The following is an 18277-nucleotide window of genomic DNA, read 5'->3' as shown; positions in this document are numbered from 1 at the left end:
CGGATCGGAGTACCCGCATGCACCTGGCCCGCTTTCCCCGCGCCCGCTTCGCCCACCTGCCCACGCCGCTGGAGCCCCTGCCCCGCCTGGGCGCGGAACTGGGGATCGACCTCTGGGTCAAGCGCGACGACTGCACGGGCCTGGCCGGCGGCGGCAACAAGACCCGCAAGCTGGAGTTCCTGCTCGGCGAGGCCCTGGCGCTGGGCGCCGACACCCTGGTGACGCAAGGCGCGGTGCAGTCCAACCACGTGCGCCAGACCATCGCGGCCGGCGCCCGCTTCGGCCTTTCGACCGAAGTGATCCTGGAGGAGCGCACGGGCTCTAAGGCCAGCGACTATGTCGGCAACGGCAACGTGCTGCTCGACCGGCTGATGGGCGCGTCGATCCGCTTCGTGCCGGGCGGAACCGACATGAACGAGGAGCTGGAGGCGACCGCCGAGATCGTCCGCCGACGCGGCGGCAAGCCCTATGTGATCCCCGGCGGCGGCTCCAACACGGTGGGCGCGCTGGGCTATGTCGACTGCGCCCGCGAACTGGTCGTCCAGGCGGACGGCCTGGACCTGAAGATCGACCGCCTGGTCACCGCCACCGGCAGCGCCGGCACCCATGCGGGCCTGGTGGCCGGTTTCGCGGCCCTGTCGGTGGATATCCCGATCCTCGGCTTCGGCGTGCGCGCGCCCAAGGCCAAGCAGGAAGAGAACGTCCTCAATCTGGCCGTAGCCACCGCCGAGACGATCGGCGCTGCGGGCCGAGTGCGACGCGAGGCGGTCGTGGCCGACTGCGACTATGTGGGCGAAGGCTACGGCCTGGTGGATCAGGGCGTGATCGACGCCCTGGCCCTGGCTGCACGGACGGAAGGCCTGCTGCTGGATCCGGTCTATTCGGGCAAGGCGATGAAGGGCCTGATCGACCAGGCCCGCAAGGGCGCGTTCAAGGGCGAGCGGGTGGTGTTCCTGCATACCGGCGGCGCCCAGGGCCTGTTCGGCTACCAGTCGGTGCTGGAGCCGGCGCTCGGCTAGGAGACAGGCGCGATGAGCAAGGTCCTCGGCGTGCTGGGCGGCATGGGCCCGGCCGCCACCCTCGACTTCCTGGCCAAGCTGCAGGCGGCCACCCCGGTGGCGCGCGAGCAGGACCACATCCGGGTGCTGGTCGACATCAATCCCAAGATCCCCGACCGCAACACGCAGGGCGACGCGGCCGCCCCCGTGCTGGCGGCCATGGCCGCGGGCCTGCGCGACGCGGGCGCGCAGGTTCTGGCCATCGCCTGCAACACCGCCCACGCCTTCGCCGCGCAGGTGAAGTCCAGCGGCCTGCCGCTGATCGACCTGCCGGAGACGGCGGTTGAGGCCGCTCGCGTCGGCGGCGCGACCCGGATCGGCGTGCTGGGCACGGCCGGCGGCCTGGCCATCTATCGCGACCGGCTGGCGCACCTGGGACTGGAGGCCGTGACCCTGGGCGACCACGAGCAGGTCGAGTTCATGGCCCTGCTGTACCGCATCAAGCGCGGCGACCTGTCGGCGGCCTCGCGCCAGACCATGGCGGCCCTGGCGCATCGGCTGGTTGGCCTGGGCGCGCAGGCCGTGGTGGCGGGCTGCACCGAAGTGCCCCTGGTCATGAGCCAGGACGACCTGACCGTGCCGTTCGTGGATGCGACGGACGCGCTGGCCAAGCGGTGCGTTGAGGTTTGCCGGTAGGCGCGAGCGCAGCAGGAACCTCCCCCTCTGGGGGAAGCGATCGCGCAGCGATCGGTGGGGGGTGTGGATGATGACCGCCCGCCTCGGAAGAAGCTGACAACGTCCCCCTACCGGCCTTCGGCCGCCTCCCCCACGGGGGGAGGTTCCTGAAGGCTAGATCGTCGCCGTTATCGCCGCGATGACGGCCGTGGTCGCGGCGGCTTGGGAAGCGGCATCGCTCTCTCCTTGGCTGATCCGAGCAGGCCACGGCGGCACGCCGGCGTCCAGTTACAAGCGCGTCACCCGTCCCGGTTCAGCCGCCGAAGATGCGCCGCAGCCAGCGCGGGATGCCGCCGAGATCCTGTTCGAGCTCGCGTTCCAGCTGCTCTTCCTCGGACGGCGGCTGCACGCGCGGAACCGGGGCGCGGTCGCGGGCGATCAGGCCGGCCCTCAGCCCCTGGCCGACGAAGTCGCGCCAGATCTGGGCCGGCAGCCCGCCGCCGGTGACGCCGTTCATCGGCGAGTGATCGTCGTTGCCGACCCAGACGCCCACCACCAGATCGCCGGTAAAGCCGACGAAGACGGCGTCGCGGTGCTCCTGGGTGGTGCCGGTCTTGCCGTAGGTCAGTTGGCCGGTGCGGGCCGCGCGGCCGGTGCCCTCCTCGACCACCGCGCCGAGCAGTTCGTAGAGGGCCGCGCGCTGGGCCGTGTCGAGCTGGCGGCTGGGCGGAGCCGCCTCGCCGTCCTTGCGCGGACGGCCGTAGGGCGCGACCGGCATGTGGCCCGAGGCGACGGCGGCGTAGGCGCTGGTCAGTTCCAGCAGGGTCGTCTCGGCCGCGCCCAGCGACAGGCTGGCGTCGGTCGCCTTCAGCGGCGAGGTGATCCCCAGATCCCGAGCGGCCTGCACCACCGCCTCGCCGCCGGCCGTCTGCCAGATGCGCGCGGCGATGATGTTGTTGGACTGGGCGAAGGCGTCGCGCAGGGTCAGGTCGCTGCCCGCGCCGCCCTCGTAGTTCCTGGGCGTCCAGCCGTTGATGGTCACCGGATCGCCGACCACCCGCATGTCGGGACGGGCGCCGTCGCGCAGGGCGGCCAGATAGACGAACAGCTTGAAGGCGCTGCCCGGCTGGCGCTTGGCCTGGACGGCGCGGTTGAACTGGCTCTTGGCGTAGGAGCGGCCGCCGACCATGGCCACGACCTTGCCGTCGGGCCGCATGGCCACCAGCGCCGCCTGCCCCGCCTTCAGCCGGGTTCCCGACCGGGCCAGGGCGTTGTTGACCGCCTGCTCGGCGCGGCGCTGCAGGCGGCCGTCGAGCGTGGTGGGAACTCGGACCTCGCCGTAGCGGGCGGTCTCGAAGGCGTCGGCGAGCTGGGGCGAGACCCAGTCGGCGAAATAGCCGCCGACCGGCAGGCTGGCGCGCGTGGCCCGGGCGCGGGCGCCGCGGGCGTTCTTCGCCTGCTCGGGCGTGATGAACTTGACCTCGACCATGTCGGCCAGGACCTGGTCGGCGCGGGCGGCGACGGCCTTGGGATTGTCGACGGGGTCCAGACGGCTGGGGGCGTTGACCATGCCGGCCAGGATGGCGGCCTGGCCCAGGGTCAGCTTCTCGGGCGCACGGCCGAAATAGTGCCGCGAGGCCGCGCCCAGGCCATAGACCCCGTCGCCGAAATAGATGCTGGAAAGATAGCGGGCGAGGATCTCGTCCTTCGACAGGCGCAGCTCCAGCCACAGCGCGATCACCGCCTCCTGCGCCTTGCGGCGCAGCGTGCGCTCGTTGCTCAGGAAGGCGTTCTTGGCCAGCTGCTGGGTGATGGTGCTGGCGCCCTCGCGGGCCTTGCCGGCCTTGATGTTGACCGCCGCCGCCCGGCCCATGCCCCACAGATCGAGGCCGAAATGGCGGCGGAAACGCCTATCCTCGACGGCGATGAAGGCGTTGGGCACGTAGTCGGGCAGTTCGGAGACGACGACGGGCGCCTCCTTGTAGGCGCCGCGCCGGGCGAAGGGCTTTCCTTGCGCGTCCAGCAGCACGACGGCGGGGCTGTCCAGCGGCTCCAGCGAGCGCGACAGCGGCAGGCTGACGCCGATCCAGACGAAGGCGGCCAGCAGGGCGGCGAACACCAGGCCGAAAAAGCCCATCCAGCGCGGATGACGGCGGACGAAGGCGACGAGGCCCCGCGCCCTGGCGGCGACGAAAGCGGCCATGGCCAAGGCCGCATGCCGCGCCTTCACCGTCCAAGCTCGCCAGTCGAAATCGGCCACTCGGCCCCCGTTWCCTGTTTCAGCCCCCGCCTGAATGGCAAGAACTTGCGGCAGGAAAGCGTCACAGCACGGCGGAGGTTTCAGCCCTCAGGCCTGCAGCGCCATGAAGGCGTCGACCTTGTCGAGGGCGCAGAGCGGCGCGCGGATGGTGCAGACCAGGCCGCCCGGCCGGTAGTCGAGCTCGACCTGCCCATCCAGTTCGCTGGCTAGGGCCAGTTCGATGATCCGCGAGCCGAAGCCCCGCCGCGAGGGCCGCGCCACCGGCGGGCCGCCGCGCTCGGTCCAGCTGACCAGCAGCTGGGCGCCCGGCTGGGAGGTCCAGCGCACCGCCACCTCGCCGCCCGGAACCGACAGGGCGCCGTACTTCAGGGCGTTGATGGCCAGTTCGTGGAAGGCCAGCGCCATGACCACCGCCGGCTTGGGCGAGACCATCAGGTCGGGGCCGGCGACCAGCACCTCGTGGTCGGCGTTGCGATAGGGCCGCACCGAGCCCTCGACGATCTGGCGCAGGCTGGCGGCGGCCCAGTTCTCGTCGGTCAGCACGTTGTGGGTGGCGGCGATGGCCATCAGCCGCCCCTCGAAGGCTCGCCGCACCGCCGGGTCGACACCGGCGTTGCGCAGCGACTGGGCGGCGATCGACTGGACGATGGCCAGGGTGTTCTTCACACGGTGATTGAGCTCGTTGACCAGCAGCTGGCGATGGCGCTCGGCCAGCATGGCGGCGGTGACGTCGCGCGAGGCGGCCAGCACCCGCACCACACGCCCCGCCTCGTCCAGCACCGGCGAGACCGTGGTGTCCCACCAGCGGACATTGCCCTTGGCGGTGGGGCACAGGGCGCGGAACGAGGAGGAGCCGCCGGCCAGCGCCCTGTTCAGGGCGTCCTCGACGACGGGGCGGCTTTCGGGGGGCCACATGTCGGGCCAGTAGCGGTCGCGGTTGCGGCCTTCGAAGTCGTCGATCTCGAAAAGCTCGCGACCGCGGAGGTTCATGTACTCGATCGAGCCGGTCAGGCTGATGACGCGGATGCAGTCCTGGCTGGCTTCCAGCACGCTGTGGAAATAGGCGCCGGCGCTGGCCAGCACGCCCTCGTCCATACGGTCCTGCCCCATGCCCCCTCCGTCGCTCGGCTCGCTCCAGAGCCCGCGTTGCGCGAGGTCGCGACGGTCGTCAGGGACGCGTTCGAGCGGGGCCGCCTCAGCAGGCGCCGGCGGGTGCGTCTTCGGCGCAGGCTTCCATCAGTCCGACCATGGCGGCGGTGATCCGCGAGGTCTGGGCCATGCGGCGAAGGGCTTCGCGGGCGTGGGCGCTGTCGGCGATCTCGGCCTGACGCTCCAGCCGTTCGGCTTCCCTGAGATGATCGTTTTGGCTCGGCATGGTTCGATTCTTTACTGCGAATGAACGTCGTTCTCCATGCGACCGCGCGACGCAGGCCGAAGGGTTTTGTTAACGCTCTCAGCCAGTTAGGTGCATAGGCACATATGAAAACACCCCCGGGTCCTTGGGACCCGGGGGTGTCGTCCTGTTCCCCAACAGGACGGCGTCGCCCGCTGCCTTTCCGGCGCGGCGGCGTCGCCTCATGAACCGATGGTGGTCATTTGTTGGATATCGCCTCCTGAGACAACGCGGCGGCCTGTCGCACACGTCCCAGGGGAATTTTCGGCAGGGTTCGCCAACAGCGCGCTTGCCAAGCATGACACCGGTGGACATTGTGTCGTCCAAACATGCGCCGGGCCAACGGCGGCAAGGATTCGGGGCTTTTCGCCTCGACGGGGAAGGAAACCAAGGCGCAGCTTGGAAACGAGCGTCGCGACCAGCCTCCGGACCCTGCCGCCTGCGTCCCCGCGTCGCGCCCGCCCGCTCTGGAGTTCATGCGTCGATGCCGCTCAGCCCCCTCACCCGCCGCCGCCTGATGGCGACCTCCGCGGCCGCCTTCGCCGCCGCCGCGGGCCTGGCGCCCTTCAAGGCCCTGGCGGCCGAGGCGCCGAGCAAGGAAGCTGCGCTGGCCACGATGAAGCGGGCGACCACCTTCATGGTCGAGAAGGTCGCCTACCAGGGCGGCTACGTCTGGAGCTACCTGCCCGACTTCTCGCGCCGCTGGGGCGAGATGGAGGCCTATCCGACGATGATCTGGGTGCAGCCGCCCGGCACGGCGACCATGGGCCACCTGTTCCTCGACGCCTATCACGCCACCGGCGACGAATATTACTACGAAGCGGCCAAGCAGGTGGCCGGCGCCCTGATCAAGATCCAGCACCCGGCCGGCGGCTGGAACTATCTGGGCGACCTGGCCGGCGAGCCGTCGATCCGCAAGTGGTACGACACCATCGGCAAGAACGGATGGCGGCTCGAGGAATTCCAGCACTACTACGGCAACGCCACCTTCGACGACGCCGGCACGGCCGAAAGCTCGCAGTTCCTGCTGCGGCTCTATGTCGAGAAAAAGGATCCGGCCTTCAAGCCGGCGCTGGACAAGGCCATCCAGTTCGTCCTCGACAGCCAGTACCCGGTCGGCGGCTGGCCCCAGCGCTTCCCGCTGAAGGACGAGTTCCACCATCACGGCCGGCCCGACTACACCGGCTACATCACCTTCAACGACGACGTGGCCGGCGAGAACATCGAGTTCCTGCTGATGGTCTGGCAGGCGCTGGGCGACCCGCGCGTGCTGCCGGCCGTGAAGAAGGCGATGGACTGCTTCGTCGCCTGCCAGCAGCCCCTGCCCCAGGCCGGCTGGGGCCTGCAGCACAAGGTCTCCGACCTCAAGCCGTCCGGCGCGCGCACCTACGAGCCCGAGGCCTTCGCCACCCACACCACGGCCGCCAACATCACCGCCTGCATGGGCTTCTACGAGCTCACGGGCGACCCGAAGTACCTGGCGCGCCTTTCCGAGGCGCTGGACTGGCTGGAGACCACCAAGCTGCCGGTCGAATACCAGAAGGGCCGCCAGTTCCCGACCTTCGTCGAGATCGGCACCAACAAGCCGCTGTTCGTGCACCGCACCGGCAGCAACGTCGTCAACGGGCGCTACTATGTCGACGGAAACCCCGAGAACACCGTGGCCCACTATTCCTCGTTCCGGGGCGTCAACATCCCGGCCCTGCGCAAGCGGCTGGAGACGCTGAAAGCCACCCCGCCGGAAGTCGCCAGCAAGGCCTCGCCGCTGAAGGGCGGCCGCCAGGCGCTGCCGAAGTACTTCACGCTGAAGGACGTGTCGGTGTCGGACCTGAACGTCGGGGCCCTGAAGGGCGACGCCACGGCCGGCGCGCCCGACAAGGCCGCGGGCCTGATCGCCGCCCTCAACGAGGCCGGCTGGTGGCCGACCGAACTGAAGGCGACCAGCAATCCCTATATCGGCGACGGCTCGCCCACCCCGGCCCCGGGCGACTTCAGCCGCACCCACGTGGGCGACGCCTCTGACACCTCGCCCTACGTGACCGACAAGCCGAAGATCGGGATCTCCACCGGCAGCTACATCGAGAACATGGTGACGCTGCTGAAGTACGTCGGGGCGGCGTAACCCGCCTTCGGCGGCCCCCTCAGTCGCTCCGCGACAGCTCCCCCAGAGGGGGAGCATCTTGGCGCYTCARATCCTCCCCCTCTGGGGGAGGTGGCCCAGAGGGCCGGAGGGGGTCAGCGCGGCGCCAGCATCGCCAGCGGCAGGGTCCCGCGATCCAGCACGCGGCCGTGGAACTCGCACAGGGTCCCGCCCCACGCGCGGCGCAGGCGCGCCAGCTCCAGCCAGTACATCCCCTGCCCCGCCGCGGCGCCCGGCGCGATGGCGGCGCGTTCGACCTCCTGGGCGAAGGGGGCGAAGATCACCGGCGCGCCCTGCACGTCGGCAAGGAAGGCCATGGCCCGCTCGGGCGTCCAGCCCTCCAGGTGGATGCCGATGTCCATGCGGGCGCGGGCGGCGCGGAACAGGATCCAGTAGAGGCCGCCGATCTCGGCCAGGGGCTCGCCTTCGAAGGCGCCCATCTCCCACGCCAGGTGCTCGGCATAGACGGCCCAGCCCTCCATCGCCGCAGGGCAGGCCACGCGCGAGCGGTAGGGATGAGCGCCCGACAGCTCCTCCTTGGGGATCTGCAGCATGTGGCCGGGCAGCACCTCGTGGTGCACCACGGCTGGCAGGCTCCAGCTGGGCCGGTCGCGGATGCGCTTGAGGTCGACATAGTAGGCGCCGGGCTTCTTCCCGTCCGCCGAGGGCAGGTCGCGATAGCCCTGTCGGCCGGCGGCCTCGTCGGCGGGCGACATGCGCCGCACCGACACCGCGTCGACCGCGCCGGGCAGGTCGCCGAAGGCCTGGGGCAAGCGCGCGCGGGCCTTGGCCAGCCACGGCGCCATGTCGGCGATGGCGCGGTCGCGGCCCGCGTCGTCGTCGGAATACAGATAGCGCTCATCGGCCATCAGCGCCCGCAGGCGCTCGCCTACCCCGCCCTGGCTCAGCCCTTGGGTCTTCAGCAACGCGTCGGCGCGGGCGTGCAGGGTCTTGATGGCCGCGTCCAGCCGGCGGCGGGCCTGCGCTGGCGCCATGGGCGCGCCCAGCTGGGTCTTCAGCATGGCGGCGTAGTAGGTCTCGCGGTCCTTGAAGCGCACGCCGGCGGCGGTTCCCGCGCGGGGCTTCAGGGCCAGCAGGGCTGCGCGCTGGCCGTTCAGCGCGCCTCCCACCGACGGCGAGGCCTTCGACCGCGCCTCGACTAGGGCCTTGTCCAGGCGATCGATCAGGAAGGCGGGGGGAACGACGCCAGCGTCGGCGTCCTTGCGGATCCGGTCGGTCTCGGCCTGGATGCGCGCGACCATGGCCGGCGCGGCGTCGCCCCAGGCCTCCGAGGCCTTCTGCCAGGCGCCGGACCGGGTGGTGACGACATAGGGCCCCGCCGCGCCCGCGCCGAACGGAAAGCGGCGGACGAGGTCGGCCTCGGCGGCGGCGGCGATGCGCACGGCGTCGTAATCGAGCCGGGCCTTGGGCGACAGGGTCTGGGGGTCGAAACCCAAGAGGGCCTTCAGCTTGTCGGCGGCGGTTCCGCCCTTGGCGAAGCCGTCCAGCAGGACCTTCAGCGCCGCGTCGCCGTCCTGGGCGGCCAGGGCGGGGCCGGCGACCAGGCCCGCGCCGGTCAGCAGCATCATCGCGCGCCGATCGATCATCTCCGGCCCTCCCTCTTGTCTCGTTGTCCCCTGTCGTAGCGGGAAAGACACCGGTGTCTAGAGGGCGCCGTCCTCGGCCGCGACCAGGGCCAGCAGGCCGGGAAAGCGCGCCTCGATCTCGTCGCGACGCAGCTGGGCCGCCCGGCTGTTGCCGCGGTCGACCTGGCGGATCAGGCCGGCCTCGCGCAACACCCGGAAGTGATGGGTCAGCGAAGCCTTGCTGACCGGCAGGCCGAAGGAGACGCAGGTGCGCTCGGCCAGCGGCTGCGCTCGGACCAGTTCGGCGACGACGCGGCGGCGCAAAGGGTCGGCCAGGGCGGCCAGCAGGGCGCCCAATTGCATCTCGTGCGGCTCGGGGTGGCCTTCGGCGTCGGGCATCGGGTCTCCATGACAGAGGTAAGGATTGAACCATACCTTCAAAGAGCTTTAGGTAAGGACATATCCTTACCTATGAGGTTCGCCATGTCCAACACCCCCTTTGGCCCGCCCCTGCCGGACGCCGACGAGACCGGCCCCTACGCCCTGGCGGGCTCGGCCCGCGCCCGTCCCGGCATGGCCGACCGGCTGGAGGCGCGACTGTTGTCGCTGGTGGCGCCGACGCGCCAGGAGGCGGGCTGTCTGGCCTATCACGTCCATCGCGACCGCGACGATCGCGACCTCTTCGTCTTCTACGAGGCCTGGAGCGACCGCGCCGCACTGATGCGGCATTTCGAGGAGCCGTACATCATCGGCTTCCTGGCCGACCGCGCCGACTATCTGGACGGCGAGCTCGACGTGCGCTGGCTGAGGATGAGCAGCTCCCTCGCCTAGCGATACGCACTGGGTGCAGCCGCGCACAATACATTCATAGATTGCAAAATCGATGAATTCTCCCGAAGGTGCCCGCGGCGCCTTCGGGGGGCGACCACCACGTCACACCGGCGCCGGCGCGCCCGTTTCCGAACGGGCGGCCCGGCCGTCTCCCCCACAGCGCCACCCCGTCTTCGAGGTCGCCCGTCGCGCCCGAAAGACCCAGTAGCCAGTCCGCGTCCGCGTCCAGCCAACCGCGCGCGGTCCGTGTCGGCCGCCGCTCATCCGTGGAGGTACGACCCGATGACCCTGACCACTCGCCGCTCCCTGATCGCCTCGGCGGTCGCCCTGGCCGCCGTCGCGGCCTCGCCCGCTTCCGGCGTCAGCCAGCCGATCACCCCGCGGATCTCAGAGGCCGAGGTCATCGCCGCGGCGGAAGCCTGGGGCAAGGGCCTGGTGTCGATCTCGGTCGCCTATGACGGTAACGAGAACAACTTCGAGAAGGCCAAGGCCGTCGCCAGCGCCTTCATCGACAAGGCCTACGGCTATGACCTGGGTCCGGTGCTGTTCAAGCCGACCCTGACCCGCGAGCCCCAGACCTTCCGCAAGACCAAGGTCGGCGCCATGGCCTATTTCGTCGGCCACGACAAAGCCTATCCCTATGACGACGGCTTCGCCMTGCTGCCGTGGCGCAGCGTGACCTACAAGCCGGTCGGCATCCAGATCAACGGCGCGGTCGCCAGCACCATGGGCAAGCTGGAACTGCGCGACGCCGAGGGCAATCCGACCGTGGTCGACAAGACCTGGGTGTTCAAGAAGGACGAGCGCGGCGCGCTGCGGATCATCGTCCACCACTCCTCGCTGCCGTTCGTGGGTTACTAGGGTCGGTAGGCAATTGGCCGAGGGCGACAAGTTATCTGTTTCGATAACTTGTGGCGGTTGTCATCCCGGCCGGGAAGACGCGTTTCTTTGCATGCCAGTTGCGTCCAGACCCTAGGCGCCGACCGGCGCGCGCGTTCCGCCGGGGCCGCGCGCTGAATTCCCATCCGCGCGTGACAACGCTGTCAGATATCGCCTAGGGTCTCGCCGGGACGCGCAAAGACGTCCATCTGTCTCGCGTCCCGGAGGAAGCCCTTGCCGCACCGTTCGATGCCCGCCCTGCTGGCGGCGACCGCGCTGATCGCCCTCGCCTCGCCCAGCCTCGCGGCCGAACCGCTCGCCCCCATCCGCCTGAACCAGGTCGGCGTGCTGGAAAGCGCGGGCAAGTTGGCCGTGCTGCCGGAGGCCTCGACCGCGCCCCTGGCCTGGACGCTGGAGGACAAGGACGGCCGCGTCGTCGCCAAGGGCCAGACCCGCGTGGTCGGCCCCGACGCGGCCTCGGGCGAAAGCCTGCACCAGATCGACTTCTCGGCCGCGCCGGCCGGCTATGGCTATCGCCTGAAGGTGGGCCAGCGGGCCAGCCGGCCGTTCGCGGTCGACGCCCATCCCTATGCGCGGCTGAAGCGCGACGCCCTGGCCTTCTTCTACCAGAACCGCAGCGGGATCGCGATCGAGGCCAGGAACGGCGACGATCCGAAACTGGCCCGCCCCGCGGCCCACGCGCCCGACCGCGCCACCTGCTTCAACGGCCAGGACCAGCGCGGCCAGGTCTGGGCCGGCTGCGGCTATGAGCTGAACGCCAGCAAGGGCTGGTACGACGCCGGCGACCACGGCAAGTACGTCGTCAACGGCGGCATCGCCGTCTGGACGCTGGTGAACTATCACGAGCGCCTGGCGGCCGGGGGCAAGACGCCCGACTTCGCCGACGGCGCCCAGCGCATTCCCGAGGCCGGCAACGGCGTCTCCGACCTGCTGGACGAGGCCCGCTGGGAGCTGGAGTTCCTGCTGCGCATGCAGGTTCCGCCGGGAACGACCATGGCCCTGCCGGTCGGCAAGCAGGGCCAGGGGCCGCTGGCGCTGACGGACGTCGACGCCTCGGGCATGGCCCACCAGAAGCTGACCGACGCCTACTGGACCGGCATCCCGACCGCGCCGGACGAGGATCCGGCGCCGCGCTACCTGTTCCACCCGACCACCGGCGCGACCCTGAACCTGGCGGCCGTCGCCGCCCAGTGCGCGCGGGTCTGGAAGGACGTCGACCCGGCCTTCTCGGCCCGCTGCCTGAAGGTCGCCCGCGCCGCTTTCGACGCGGCGCGGCGCAATCCGGAGATCTACGCCCACAGCCAGTTCAACGGCGGCGGCGGCTATGGCGACGGCGAACTTTCCGACGAACTGTTCTGGGCGGCGGCCGAACTGTGGGCGACCACCGGCGAGGCGGCCTATGGCGAGGTCGTGCAGGCCTCGCCCTACATGCCCGCCGCCGGCAAGGCGTCAGAGGCGCCCGGCTGGGGCTCGACCTCGACGCTGGGGGTGATCTCGCTGGCCCTGTCGGACAAGGTTCCGGCGTCGGTGCGCGAGGCCGCCCGCGCGGGCGTGACCGCCGCCGCCGACAGGTACGCCGCCGAGGACCAGCAGGCCGGCTATCGCCTGCCGGACGCGGGGACGCGGTATGTGTGGGGCTCGAACGGCGTGATCATGAACCGCGCCATGGTGCTGGGCCTGGCCTACGACTTCACCGGCAAGGCCGCCTATCGCCAGGCCGCCGCCGACGCCATGGACTACGTGCTGGGCCGCAATCCGCTGGATCAGTCCTACGTCACCGGCTGGGGCGCGCGGCCGATGAAGCACCCGCACCACCGCTTCTGGGCGGGCAAGGGCAAGTACCCCGCCCCGCCGCCCGGGGTGATCTCGGGCGGGCCCAACAACACCGCCTTCAGCGACGACGTGGCCAGGAAGATGGAAGGCAAGTGCGCCGCCCAGACCTGCTGGACCGACAGCATCGACGCCTTCACCCAGAACGAGGTGGCGGTGAACTGGAACGCCCCGTTCTTCTGGGTCGCGGCGTTCCTGGATGAAGGCTGAGGCGGCGGCCTAGCGACGGCTGGCCGTGGACAGCGCCTTGATCTCGCCGGAGCTGAGGCGACGCACCTCGGACACGCGGCAATGCTGCGGACCGGCCGCGGTCTTGGCGACGACGTCCGCCATCTCGCCGGGGCAGACCAGGTCGCTGCCGCTGGAGCGGACGTTGATCTTCTCGGCGGCGTTCAGGCCGTCGCAGTCGCTGGCCAGGCTCAGTTGATAGATGCCCTGGGTCGACTGGACATAGACCGTCTTGGCGCCGGCGCGATTGGCCCCGGCGATCACCGCGCCGTTGAAGCACTGGCGGGCGTTGTCGCGCGGCAGCATGCTCGAATAGGCGGCCTGCTGGGCGGCGTGGTCGAAGACCTGGCCGTTGTCGGCCAGGGCGGGCGCGGCGCCGAGAACCAGGACGGCGCAGGCGATGAAGGACGCGGACTTCATGGGCGGACCTCGCAACTGTCTTTTCAGTTGCGACGATAGCTCAGCCTCGACCGTTGCGAAAGCGGGCTCAGCCTTGCGCGGCGGGCTCCAGTTCGGCCTGCTCGGCGCACGAACAGATCCGGGCGTTGAACAGGTGGACGCCGGCCAGCGCCAGCCCGCCCAGGCTGGTCAGGGCGGCTTCGGCCCAGTCGGCCATGGGCGCGAAGGCGCCGGCCGCCATAAGCGACAGGCCGGCGGCCGCCAGGGCCACCATGCCCGGCCGACGCCAGTTGCCCGAACGCGCCAGGGCGAAGACCGAGATCGGCGCGGCCATGGCCAGGAACAGCGGGTGCAACCACTCGGCATGCGACAGGTTCGCCGCCAGCGGCAGCAGGGCGGCCATGGCCGGAACGGCCAGGCAGTGCACCAGGCAGAGCCCCGAAAGGCCGATCGCAGCGCCGTCTAGACCCCGTTGCAGGTGGGTGTGGCGGGCCATGGGGTACTCCGGTAGCGAACGGTCGGGGCGACTTAGATGTTATTACATAACACTCAATCAAGAGGGCGAGGCTGAATTTTGTCGGCCGCCCCCTCCGGCCCTTCGGGCCACCTCCCCCAGAGGGGGAGGATTTTAAGCGCCGAGATGCTCCCCCTCGGGGGGAGCTGTCGCGGAGCGACTGAGGGGGCCCCGGCTTGCACCTTCTGAACGACGCGATCGTTCAAGCCCCCGACAAGCGCCATCGGCGAGGCTCGCCGCCACGCAACGCCCCCGGAGACCGCCATGTCGGACGCCCGTTTTTCCCGCGCCAACGGCGCGCCCGTGCAGGACAACGTCAACATCGAGACCGCCGGCCCGCGCGGTCCGGCCCTGCTGCAGGACATCTGGCTGCTCGAGAAGCTGGCCCATTTCGACCGCGAGGTGATCCCCGAGCGGCGGATGCACGCCAAGGGCTCGGGCGCCTACGGGACCTTCACGGTGACCGGCGACATCACCCGCTTCACCAAGGCCAGGCTGTTCTCGGAGGTGGGCAAGGAAACGCCCGTGTTCCTGCGCTTCTCGACCGTGGCCGGCGAGCGCGGGGCGGCCGACGCCGAGCGCGACATCCGCGGCTTCGCCGTGAAGTTCTACACCGAGGAGGGCAACTGGGACCTCGTCGGCAACAACACCCCGGTGTTCTTCTTCCGCGACCCGCTGCGCTTCCCCGACCTCAACCACGCGGTCAAGCGCGACCCGCGCACGGGCATGCGCAGCGCCCAGAACAACTGGGACTTCTGGACCCTGCTGCCCGAGGCCCTGCACCAGGTGACGATCGTGATGAGCGAGCGCGGCCTGCCGCGCGGCTATCGCCACATGCACGGCTTCGGCAGCCACACCTTCAGCTTCCTCGACGCCGCCAACGAGCGGGTGTGGGTGAAATTCCACTTCCGCAGCCAGCAGCCGATCGAGAACCTGACAGACGCGCAGGCCGAGGCGCTGGTCGGCAAGGACCGCGAGAGCAGCCAGCGCGACCTGTTCGAGGCCATCGAGCGCGGCGAGTTCCCGCGCTGGACGCTCTACGTCCAGATCATGACCGACGCCCAGGCCAAGGCCTTCCGCTTCAACCCGTTCGATCTGACCAAGGTCTGGCCCAAGGGCGAGTTCCCGCTGATCGAGGCGGGCGTGCTGGAACTGAACCGCAATCCGCAGAACGTCTTCGCCGAGGTCGAGCAGGCCGCGTTCACGCCGGCCAACATCGTGCCGGGCATCGGCTTCTCGCCCGACAAGATGCTGCAGGCGCGACTGTTCTCGTACGGCGACGCCCAGCGCTACCGGCTGGGGGTGAACCACGTGCACATCCCGGTGAACGCGCCCAAGTGCCCCTATCACAGCTATCACCGCGACGGGGCGATGCGGGTCGACGGCAATCTGGGCGCCACCCCGACCTACTGGCCCAACAGCCGCGGCGAATGGATCGACCACCCGCACATGGCCGAGCCGCCGCTGGCGATCGAGGGCGCGGCCGCCCACTGGGATCACCGCGTCGACGACGACCACTACCAGCAGCCGGGCGACCTGTTCCGGCTGATGGACGCGAGCCAGAAGCAGGCCCTGTTCGACAACACCGCCCGCTCGCTGGGCGGCGCCAGCCTCGACGTGCAGCAGCGGCACATCGCCAATTGCAGCAAGGCCGATCCGGCCTACGGCGCCGGCGTGGCCGAGGCCCTGGCCCGGCTGGCCCCGCCCCAGACGGCCGCCGCCGAGTAGCGGCCGCGCCAGGGCGGCGACCAAGAAAAACCCCGGCGGCCTTTCGGTCGCCGGGGTTCTTCAATTTCGAACGTGTCGAGAAGGACGATCAGTCCTTGGCGCGTTCCATGTACGAGTTGTCCTCGGTCAGGATCACGACCCGGGTGCCGGTGGTGATGTACGGCGGGACCGTGGTCTTGATGCCGTTGCTGAGGATGGCGGGCTTGTACGACGAGCTGGCGGTCTGGCCCTTCACCGACGGTTCGGTCTCGACCACTTCCAGCACCACGGTGCGCGGCAGGTCGATGGCGATCGGCACGTCGTCGTGGGTCGACAGGATCACGGTCATGCCGTCCTGCAGATAGGCGGCGGCGTCGCCGATCACGTCCGGGGTGGCCACGACCTGGTCGTAGGTTTCCGGGTTCATGAAGTGATAGCCGTCGCCGTCCTGGTACAGGAAGGTGTGGTTGCGGTCGTCGACGAAGGCGCGCTCGACCTGCTCGGTGGTGCGGTAGCGTTCCGACACCTTCACGCCGTCGCTGATGCGGCGCATGTTGAGCTGGGTCACCGGGGTGCCCTTGCCGGGGTGGATGTTGTCGACGGTCAGGACGACATAGAGCTTGCCGTCCATGTCGACGACGGCGCCCTTGCGGAGCGAGCTGGCGGCTACCTTCACGTGAGAGTCCTTGAAGATCGGGCGACGGCGCGGATGAACGCGCGCGCGTGTATTGCAGATGAATCCGTGTGCCCCTCTATAGCGAACGGGGCTAGATCGCCAGCCCTTCCGTCGTTTCGCCCCCTTTCAGAGGCCCCAAGTGTCAGCCCCCACGCCTTCTCCCTGGTGGAGCCCCGGCAAGCACCAGGACCGCCGCCCCTTCCTGCTGGCCCGCAACCGGATCACCGCGGCGGTGCGCGACTGGTTCGCGGCCCGTGACTTCCTGGAGATCGACGCGGCCTGCCTCCAGGTCTCGCCCGGCAACGAGGCGCACCTGCACGCCTTCTCGACGCAGGCCGTCTCGCTGTCGGGCGAGCGCGCCGAGCTGCACCTGCACACCTCGCCGGAATTCGCCTGCAAGAAGCTGCTGGCGGCGGGCGAGCAGCGGATCTTCAGCCTGGGCAAGGTGTGGCGGAACCGGGAGCGCGGCCCCCTGCACCATCCGGAATTCACGATGCTGGAGTGGTACCGGGTCGGCGAGCCTTACGAGACCCTGATGGACGATTGCGCGGCCCTGCTGGCCCTGGCGGCGCGGACGGCGGGAACCAAGCTCTTCAGCTTCCGGGGCCTGGACTGCGATCCCTTCGCCGCGCCCGAGCGGCTGACGGTGGCCGACGCCTTCATGCGCCACGCCGGCGTCGACCTGCTGGGCAGCCTGGGCGAAGGCGGACAGACCGACCGCGACGCCCTGGCGGCCTCGGCCACGGCGGCGGGCGTCCGCGTCTCGGCCGACGACACCTGGGCCGACGTGTTCAGCCGCATCATCGTCGAGAAGGTCGAGCCGAACCTGGGCGTCGGACGCCCTACGGTGCTTTGCGAATACCCCACGGCCGAGGCGGCCCTGGCGCGCCCGAAGCCCGGCGATCCGCGCGTGGCCGAACGCTTCGAGCTCTATGCCTGCGGGGTCGAGCTGGCCAACGCCTTTGGCGAACTCACCGACGCGGCCGAACAGCGCCGCCGGTTCGTCGCCGAGATGGACGAGAAGCAGCGCGTCTATGGCGAGCGCTATCCCATCGACGAAGACTTCCTGGCCGCCCTGGAGCACATGCCGGCCGCGGCCGGCTCGGCCCTGGGCTTCGACCGCCTGGCGCTGCTGGCCACGGGCGCGCGGCGCATCGACGAGGTGCTGTGGGTTCCGGTGGCGGAGGTTTGACGTGATGCAACGACGCGTGTTGATCGCGCTCGCCCTGGTCGCCGTCGTGGCCCAGGCCTGCGGACCCAACGCCCAGGATCGACGGCGGGCGCAGGCGCGCGAGGCCGTTCGCGCCGCGGGCTTTGCCGACGCCCAGTTCCAGCGTGGCCAATCCCCCACCCATCTTAGCCTCTGCAAGGTGGGCCAGACCCGCAACCGCGGCTGGGCCTTCCACTGGCGGACAGAAGAGGCCTCGGGCCTGTACTGCGCCCGCGACGACGGAAGGGCCGACGAGATCCTTCTGCTCGAAGGCGCCCGTCCAGCCGCCCCGGCGGGCGAGATACCGGTCGTCGAGGCCTCGGCCGCCGCACGAAGCCTGGCCAGGACCGTGCGCTGACGCGCTGTCGACCGATCGTCGTTCTCCTGCGCTAGTTTCCCCAAAGGAAACATGTCCAGGGAGGACGCCATGAAGATCGTCACCAGCCTGAGCTTCCAGGGCGAGTGCCGCCAGGCCTTCGAGTTCTACGCCCAGGTGCTGGGCGGCAAGGTCACCGCCGCCTTTCCGTTCGGCGAAGGCCCCGCCGACATGCCGGTCGATGCGAAATACAAGGACTGGCTGATGCACGCCTGGCTCGACGTCGGCGACCAGTCGCTGATGGGCGCGGACATGCCGCCCGAGTTCGCCCCCAATATCGACAAGCCCAAGAACGGCTTCGACGTCACCTTCCATACGCAGGACGCGGCCGAGGCCAGGCGGGTGTTCGAGGCCCTGTCCGAAGGCGGCAAGGTCGGCATGCCGTTCGCACCCACCTTCTGGTCGCCGGGCTACGGCAGCCTGACCGACAGGTTCGGCATCCCGTGGATGGTCAACACGATCCCGGGCGCGGACTGGGCGCCGGGGCAGTAAGGTCGGCGCTCCTAAAATTCGTCATCCCGGAAAGCCCGCAGGGCTTATCCGCGATGACGACG

General features: G+C 70.1%; 18 protein-coding genes. 10 read left to right on the top strand and 8 right to left on the bottom strand.

Annotated elements, in window-relative coordinates; translation table 11 throughout:
• The first annotated feature begins 17 nt into the window (after positions 1-17).
• On the top strand, positions 18-1019 hold the full coding sequence (gene cuyA, locus AC1DCG_RS16460) for a D-cysteate sulfo-lyase (protein WP_477030955.1): 1002 nt from the start codon (positions 18-20) through the stop codon (positions 1017-1019).
• Positions 1020-1031: 12 nt separating this feature from the next.
• The gene (gene cuyB / locus AC1DCG_RS16455; RefSeq protein ID WP_477030954.1) at positions 1032-1694 is read left to right on the top strand and encodes a cysteate racemase; all 663 of its coding nucleotides are present in this window, start codon (positions 1032-1034) and stop codon (positions 1692-1694) included.
• A 292-nt stretch (positions 1695-1986) separates the two neighbouring features.
• Here cuyB and AC1DCG_RS16450 read toward each other — a convergent pair whose 3' ends face one another.
• The 3 genes from AC1DCG_RS16450 to AC1DCG_RS16440 form a co-directional block, all read right to left on the bottom strand.
• Positions 1987-3933: a transglycosylase domain-containing protein gene (locus AC1DCG_RS16450; RefSeq protein ID WP_477030953.1), complete on the bottom strand. Its 1947-nt coding sequence runs from the start codon at positions 3931-3933 to the stop codon at positions 1987-1989.
• An 87-nt stretch (positions 3934-4020) separates the two neighbouring features.
• Complete coding sequence (locus AC1DCG_RS16445) at positions 4021-5043, bottom strand: sensor histidine kinase (RefSeq protein WP_477030952.1); 1023 nt, start codon at positions 5041-5043, stop codon at positions 4021-4023.
• An 85-nt stretch (positions 5044-5128) separates the two neighbouring features.
• Positions 5129-5308: a hypothetical protein gene (locus tag AC1DCG_RS16440; protein WP_101719805.1), complete on the bottom strand. Its 180-nt coding sequence runs from the start codon at positions 5306-5308 to the stop codon at positions 5129-5131.
• Positions 5309-5810: 502 nt separating this feature from the next.
• Here AC1DCG_RS16440 and AC1DCG_RS16435 point away from each other — a divergent pair.
• Positions 5811-7448: a pectate lyase gene (locus AC1DCG_RS16435; RefSeq protein ID WP_477037055.1), complete on the top strand. Its 1638-nt coding sequence runs from the start codon at positions 5811-5813 to the stop codon at positions 7446-7448.
• A 113-nt stretch (positions 7449-7561) separates the two neighbouring features.
• On the opposite strand, the gene AC1DCG_RS16430 is transcribed toward AC1DCG_RS16435, so the two are convergent.
• Together AC1DCG_RS16430 and AC1DCG_RS16425 are read right to left on the bottom strand one after the other, a co-directional pair.
• Entirely contained in the window at positions 7562-9073 is a 1512-nt protein-coding gene (locus AC1DCG_RS16430; protein ID WP_477030950.1) for a DUF885 domain-containing protein, read from the bottom strand.
• Positions 9074-9130: 57 nt separating this feature from the next.
• On the bottom strand, positions 9131-9451 hold the full coding sequence (locus tag AC1DCG_RS16425; protein ID WP_477030949.1) for an ArsR/SmtB family transcription factor: 321 nt from the start codon (positions 9449-9451) through the stop codon (positions 9131-9133).
• A gap of 84 nt (positions 9452-9535) precedes the next feature.
• Between AC1DCG_RS16425 and AC1DCG_RS16420 the strand changes: the two genes are divergently transcribed.
• The 3 genes from AC1DCG_RS16420 (at position 9536) to AC1DCG_RS16410 (ending at position 12823) form a co-directional block, all read left to right on the top strand.
• On the top strand, positions 9536-9883 hold the full coding sequence (locus AC1DCG_RS16420) for a putative quinol monooxygenase (RefSeq protein WP_477030948.1): 348 nt from the start codon (positions 9536-9538) through the stop codon (positions 9881-9883).
• A gap of 282 nt (positions 9884-10165) precedes the next feature.
• Positions 10166-10744, top strand: coding sequence for a hypothetical protein (locus tag AC1DCG_RS16415; RefSeq protein ID WP_477041564.1), 579 nt, complete (start codon positions 10166-10168; stop codon positions 10742-10744).
• Positions 10745-10996: 252 nt separating this feature from the next.
• On the top strand, positions 10997-12823 hold the full coding sequence (locus AC1DCG_RS16410; RefSeq protein ID WP_477030946.1) for a glycoside hydrolase family 9 protein: 1827 nt from the start codon (positions 10997-10999) through the stop codon (positions 12821-12823).
• A gap of 9 nt (positions 12824-12832) precedes the next feature.
• On the opposite strand, the gene AC1DCG_RS16405 is transcribed toward AC1DCG_RS16410, so the two are convergent.
• On the bottom strand, positions 12833-13261 hold the full coding sequence (locus AC1DCG_RS16405) for a DUF6491 family protein (RefSeq protein ID WP_477037266.1): 429 nt from the start codon (positions 13259-13261) through the stop codon (positions 12833-12835).
• Positions 13262-13328: 67 nt separating this feature from the next.
• Entirely contained in the window at positions 13329-13736 is a 408-nt protein-coding gene (locus AC1DCG_RS16400; RefSeq protein WP_165260545.1) for a MerC domain-containing protein, read from the bottom strand.
• 282 nt (positions 13737-14018) lie between these two features.
• On the opposite strand from AC1DCG_RS16400, the gene AC1DCG_RS16395 reads away from it, so the two are divergent.
• On the top strand, positions 14019-15482 hold the full coding sequence (locus AC1DCG_RS16395; RefSeq protein ID WP_477037249.1) for a catalase: 1464 nt from the start codon (positions 14019-14021) through the stop codon (positions 15480-15482).
• Positions 15483-15570: 88 nt separating this feature from the next.
• On the opposite strand, the gene efp is transcribed toward AC1DCG_RS16395, so the two are convergent.
• On the bottom strand, positions 15571-16137 hold the full coding sequence (gene efp, locus AC1DCG_RS16390; protein WP_165260549.1) for an elongation factor P: 567 nt from the start codon (positions 16135-16137) through the stop codon (positions 15571-15573).
• Between the two features lie 139 nt (positions 16138-16276).
• On the opposite strand from efp, the gene epmA reads away from it, so the two are divergent.
• The 3 genes from epmA to AC1DCG_RS16375 all read left to right on the top strand — a co-directional run bounded on the left by epmA (position 16277) and on the right by AC1DCG_RS16375 (position 18215).
• The gene (gene epmA, locus AC1DCG_RS16385) at positions 16277-17329 is read left to right on the top strand and encodes an EF-P lysine aminoacylase EpmA (protein ID WP_477030943.1); all 1053 of its coding nucleotides are present in this window, start codon (positions 16277-16279) and stop codon (positions 17327-17329) included.
• Position 17330: 1 nt separating this feature from the next.
• The gene (locus AC1DCG_RS16380) at positions 17331-17705 is read left to right on the top strand and encodes a hypothetical protein (RefSeq protein ID WP_477030942.1); all 375 of its coding nucleotides are present in this window, start codon (positions 17331-17333) and stop codon (positions 17703-17705) included.
• A 69-nt stretch (positions 17706-17774) separates the two neighbouring features.
• Complete coding sequence (locus AC1DCG_RS16375; protein ID WP_477030941.1) at positions 17775-18215, top strand: VOC family protein; 441 nt, start codon at positions 17775-17777, stop codon at positions 18213-18215.
• Positions 18216-18277 lie beyond the last annotated feature (62 nt).

Source organism: Caulobacter sp. 10L414 (assembly GCF_056395525.1).
Note: the sequence above shows the minus strand (reverse complement) of the source record. Positions and strands in the feature narration are given on the sequence as shown.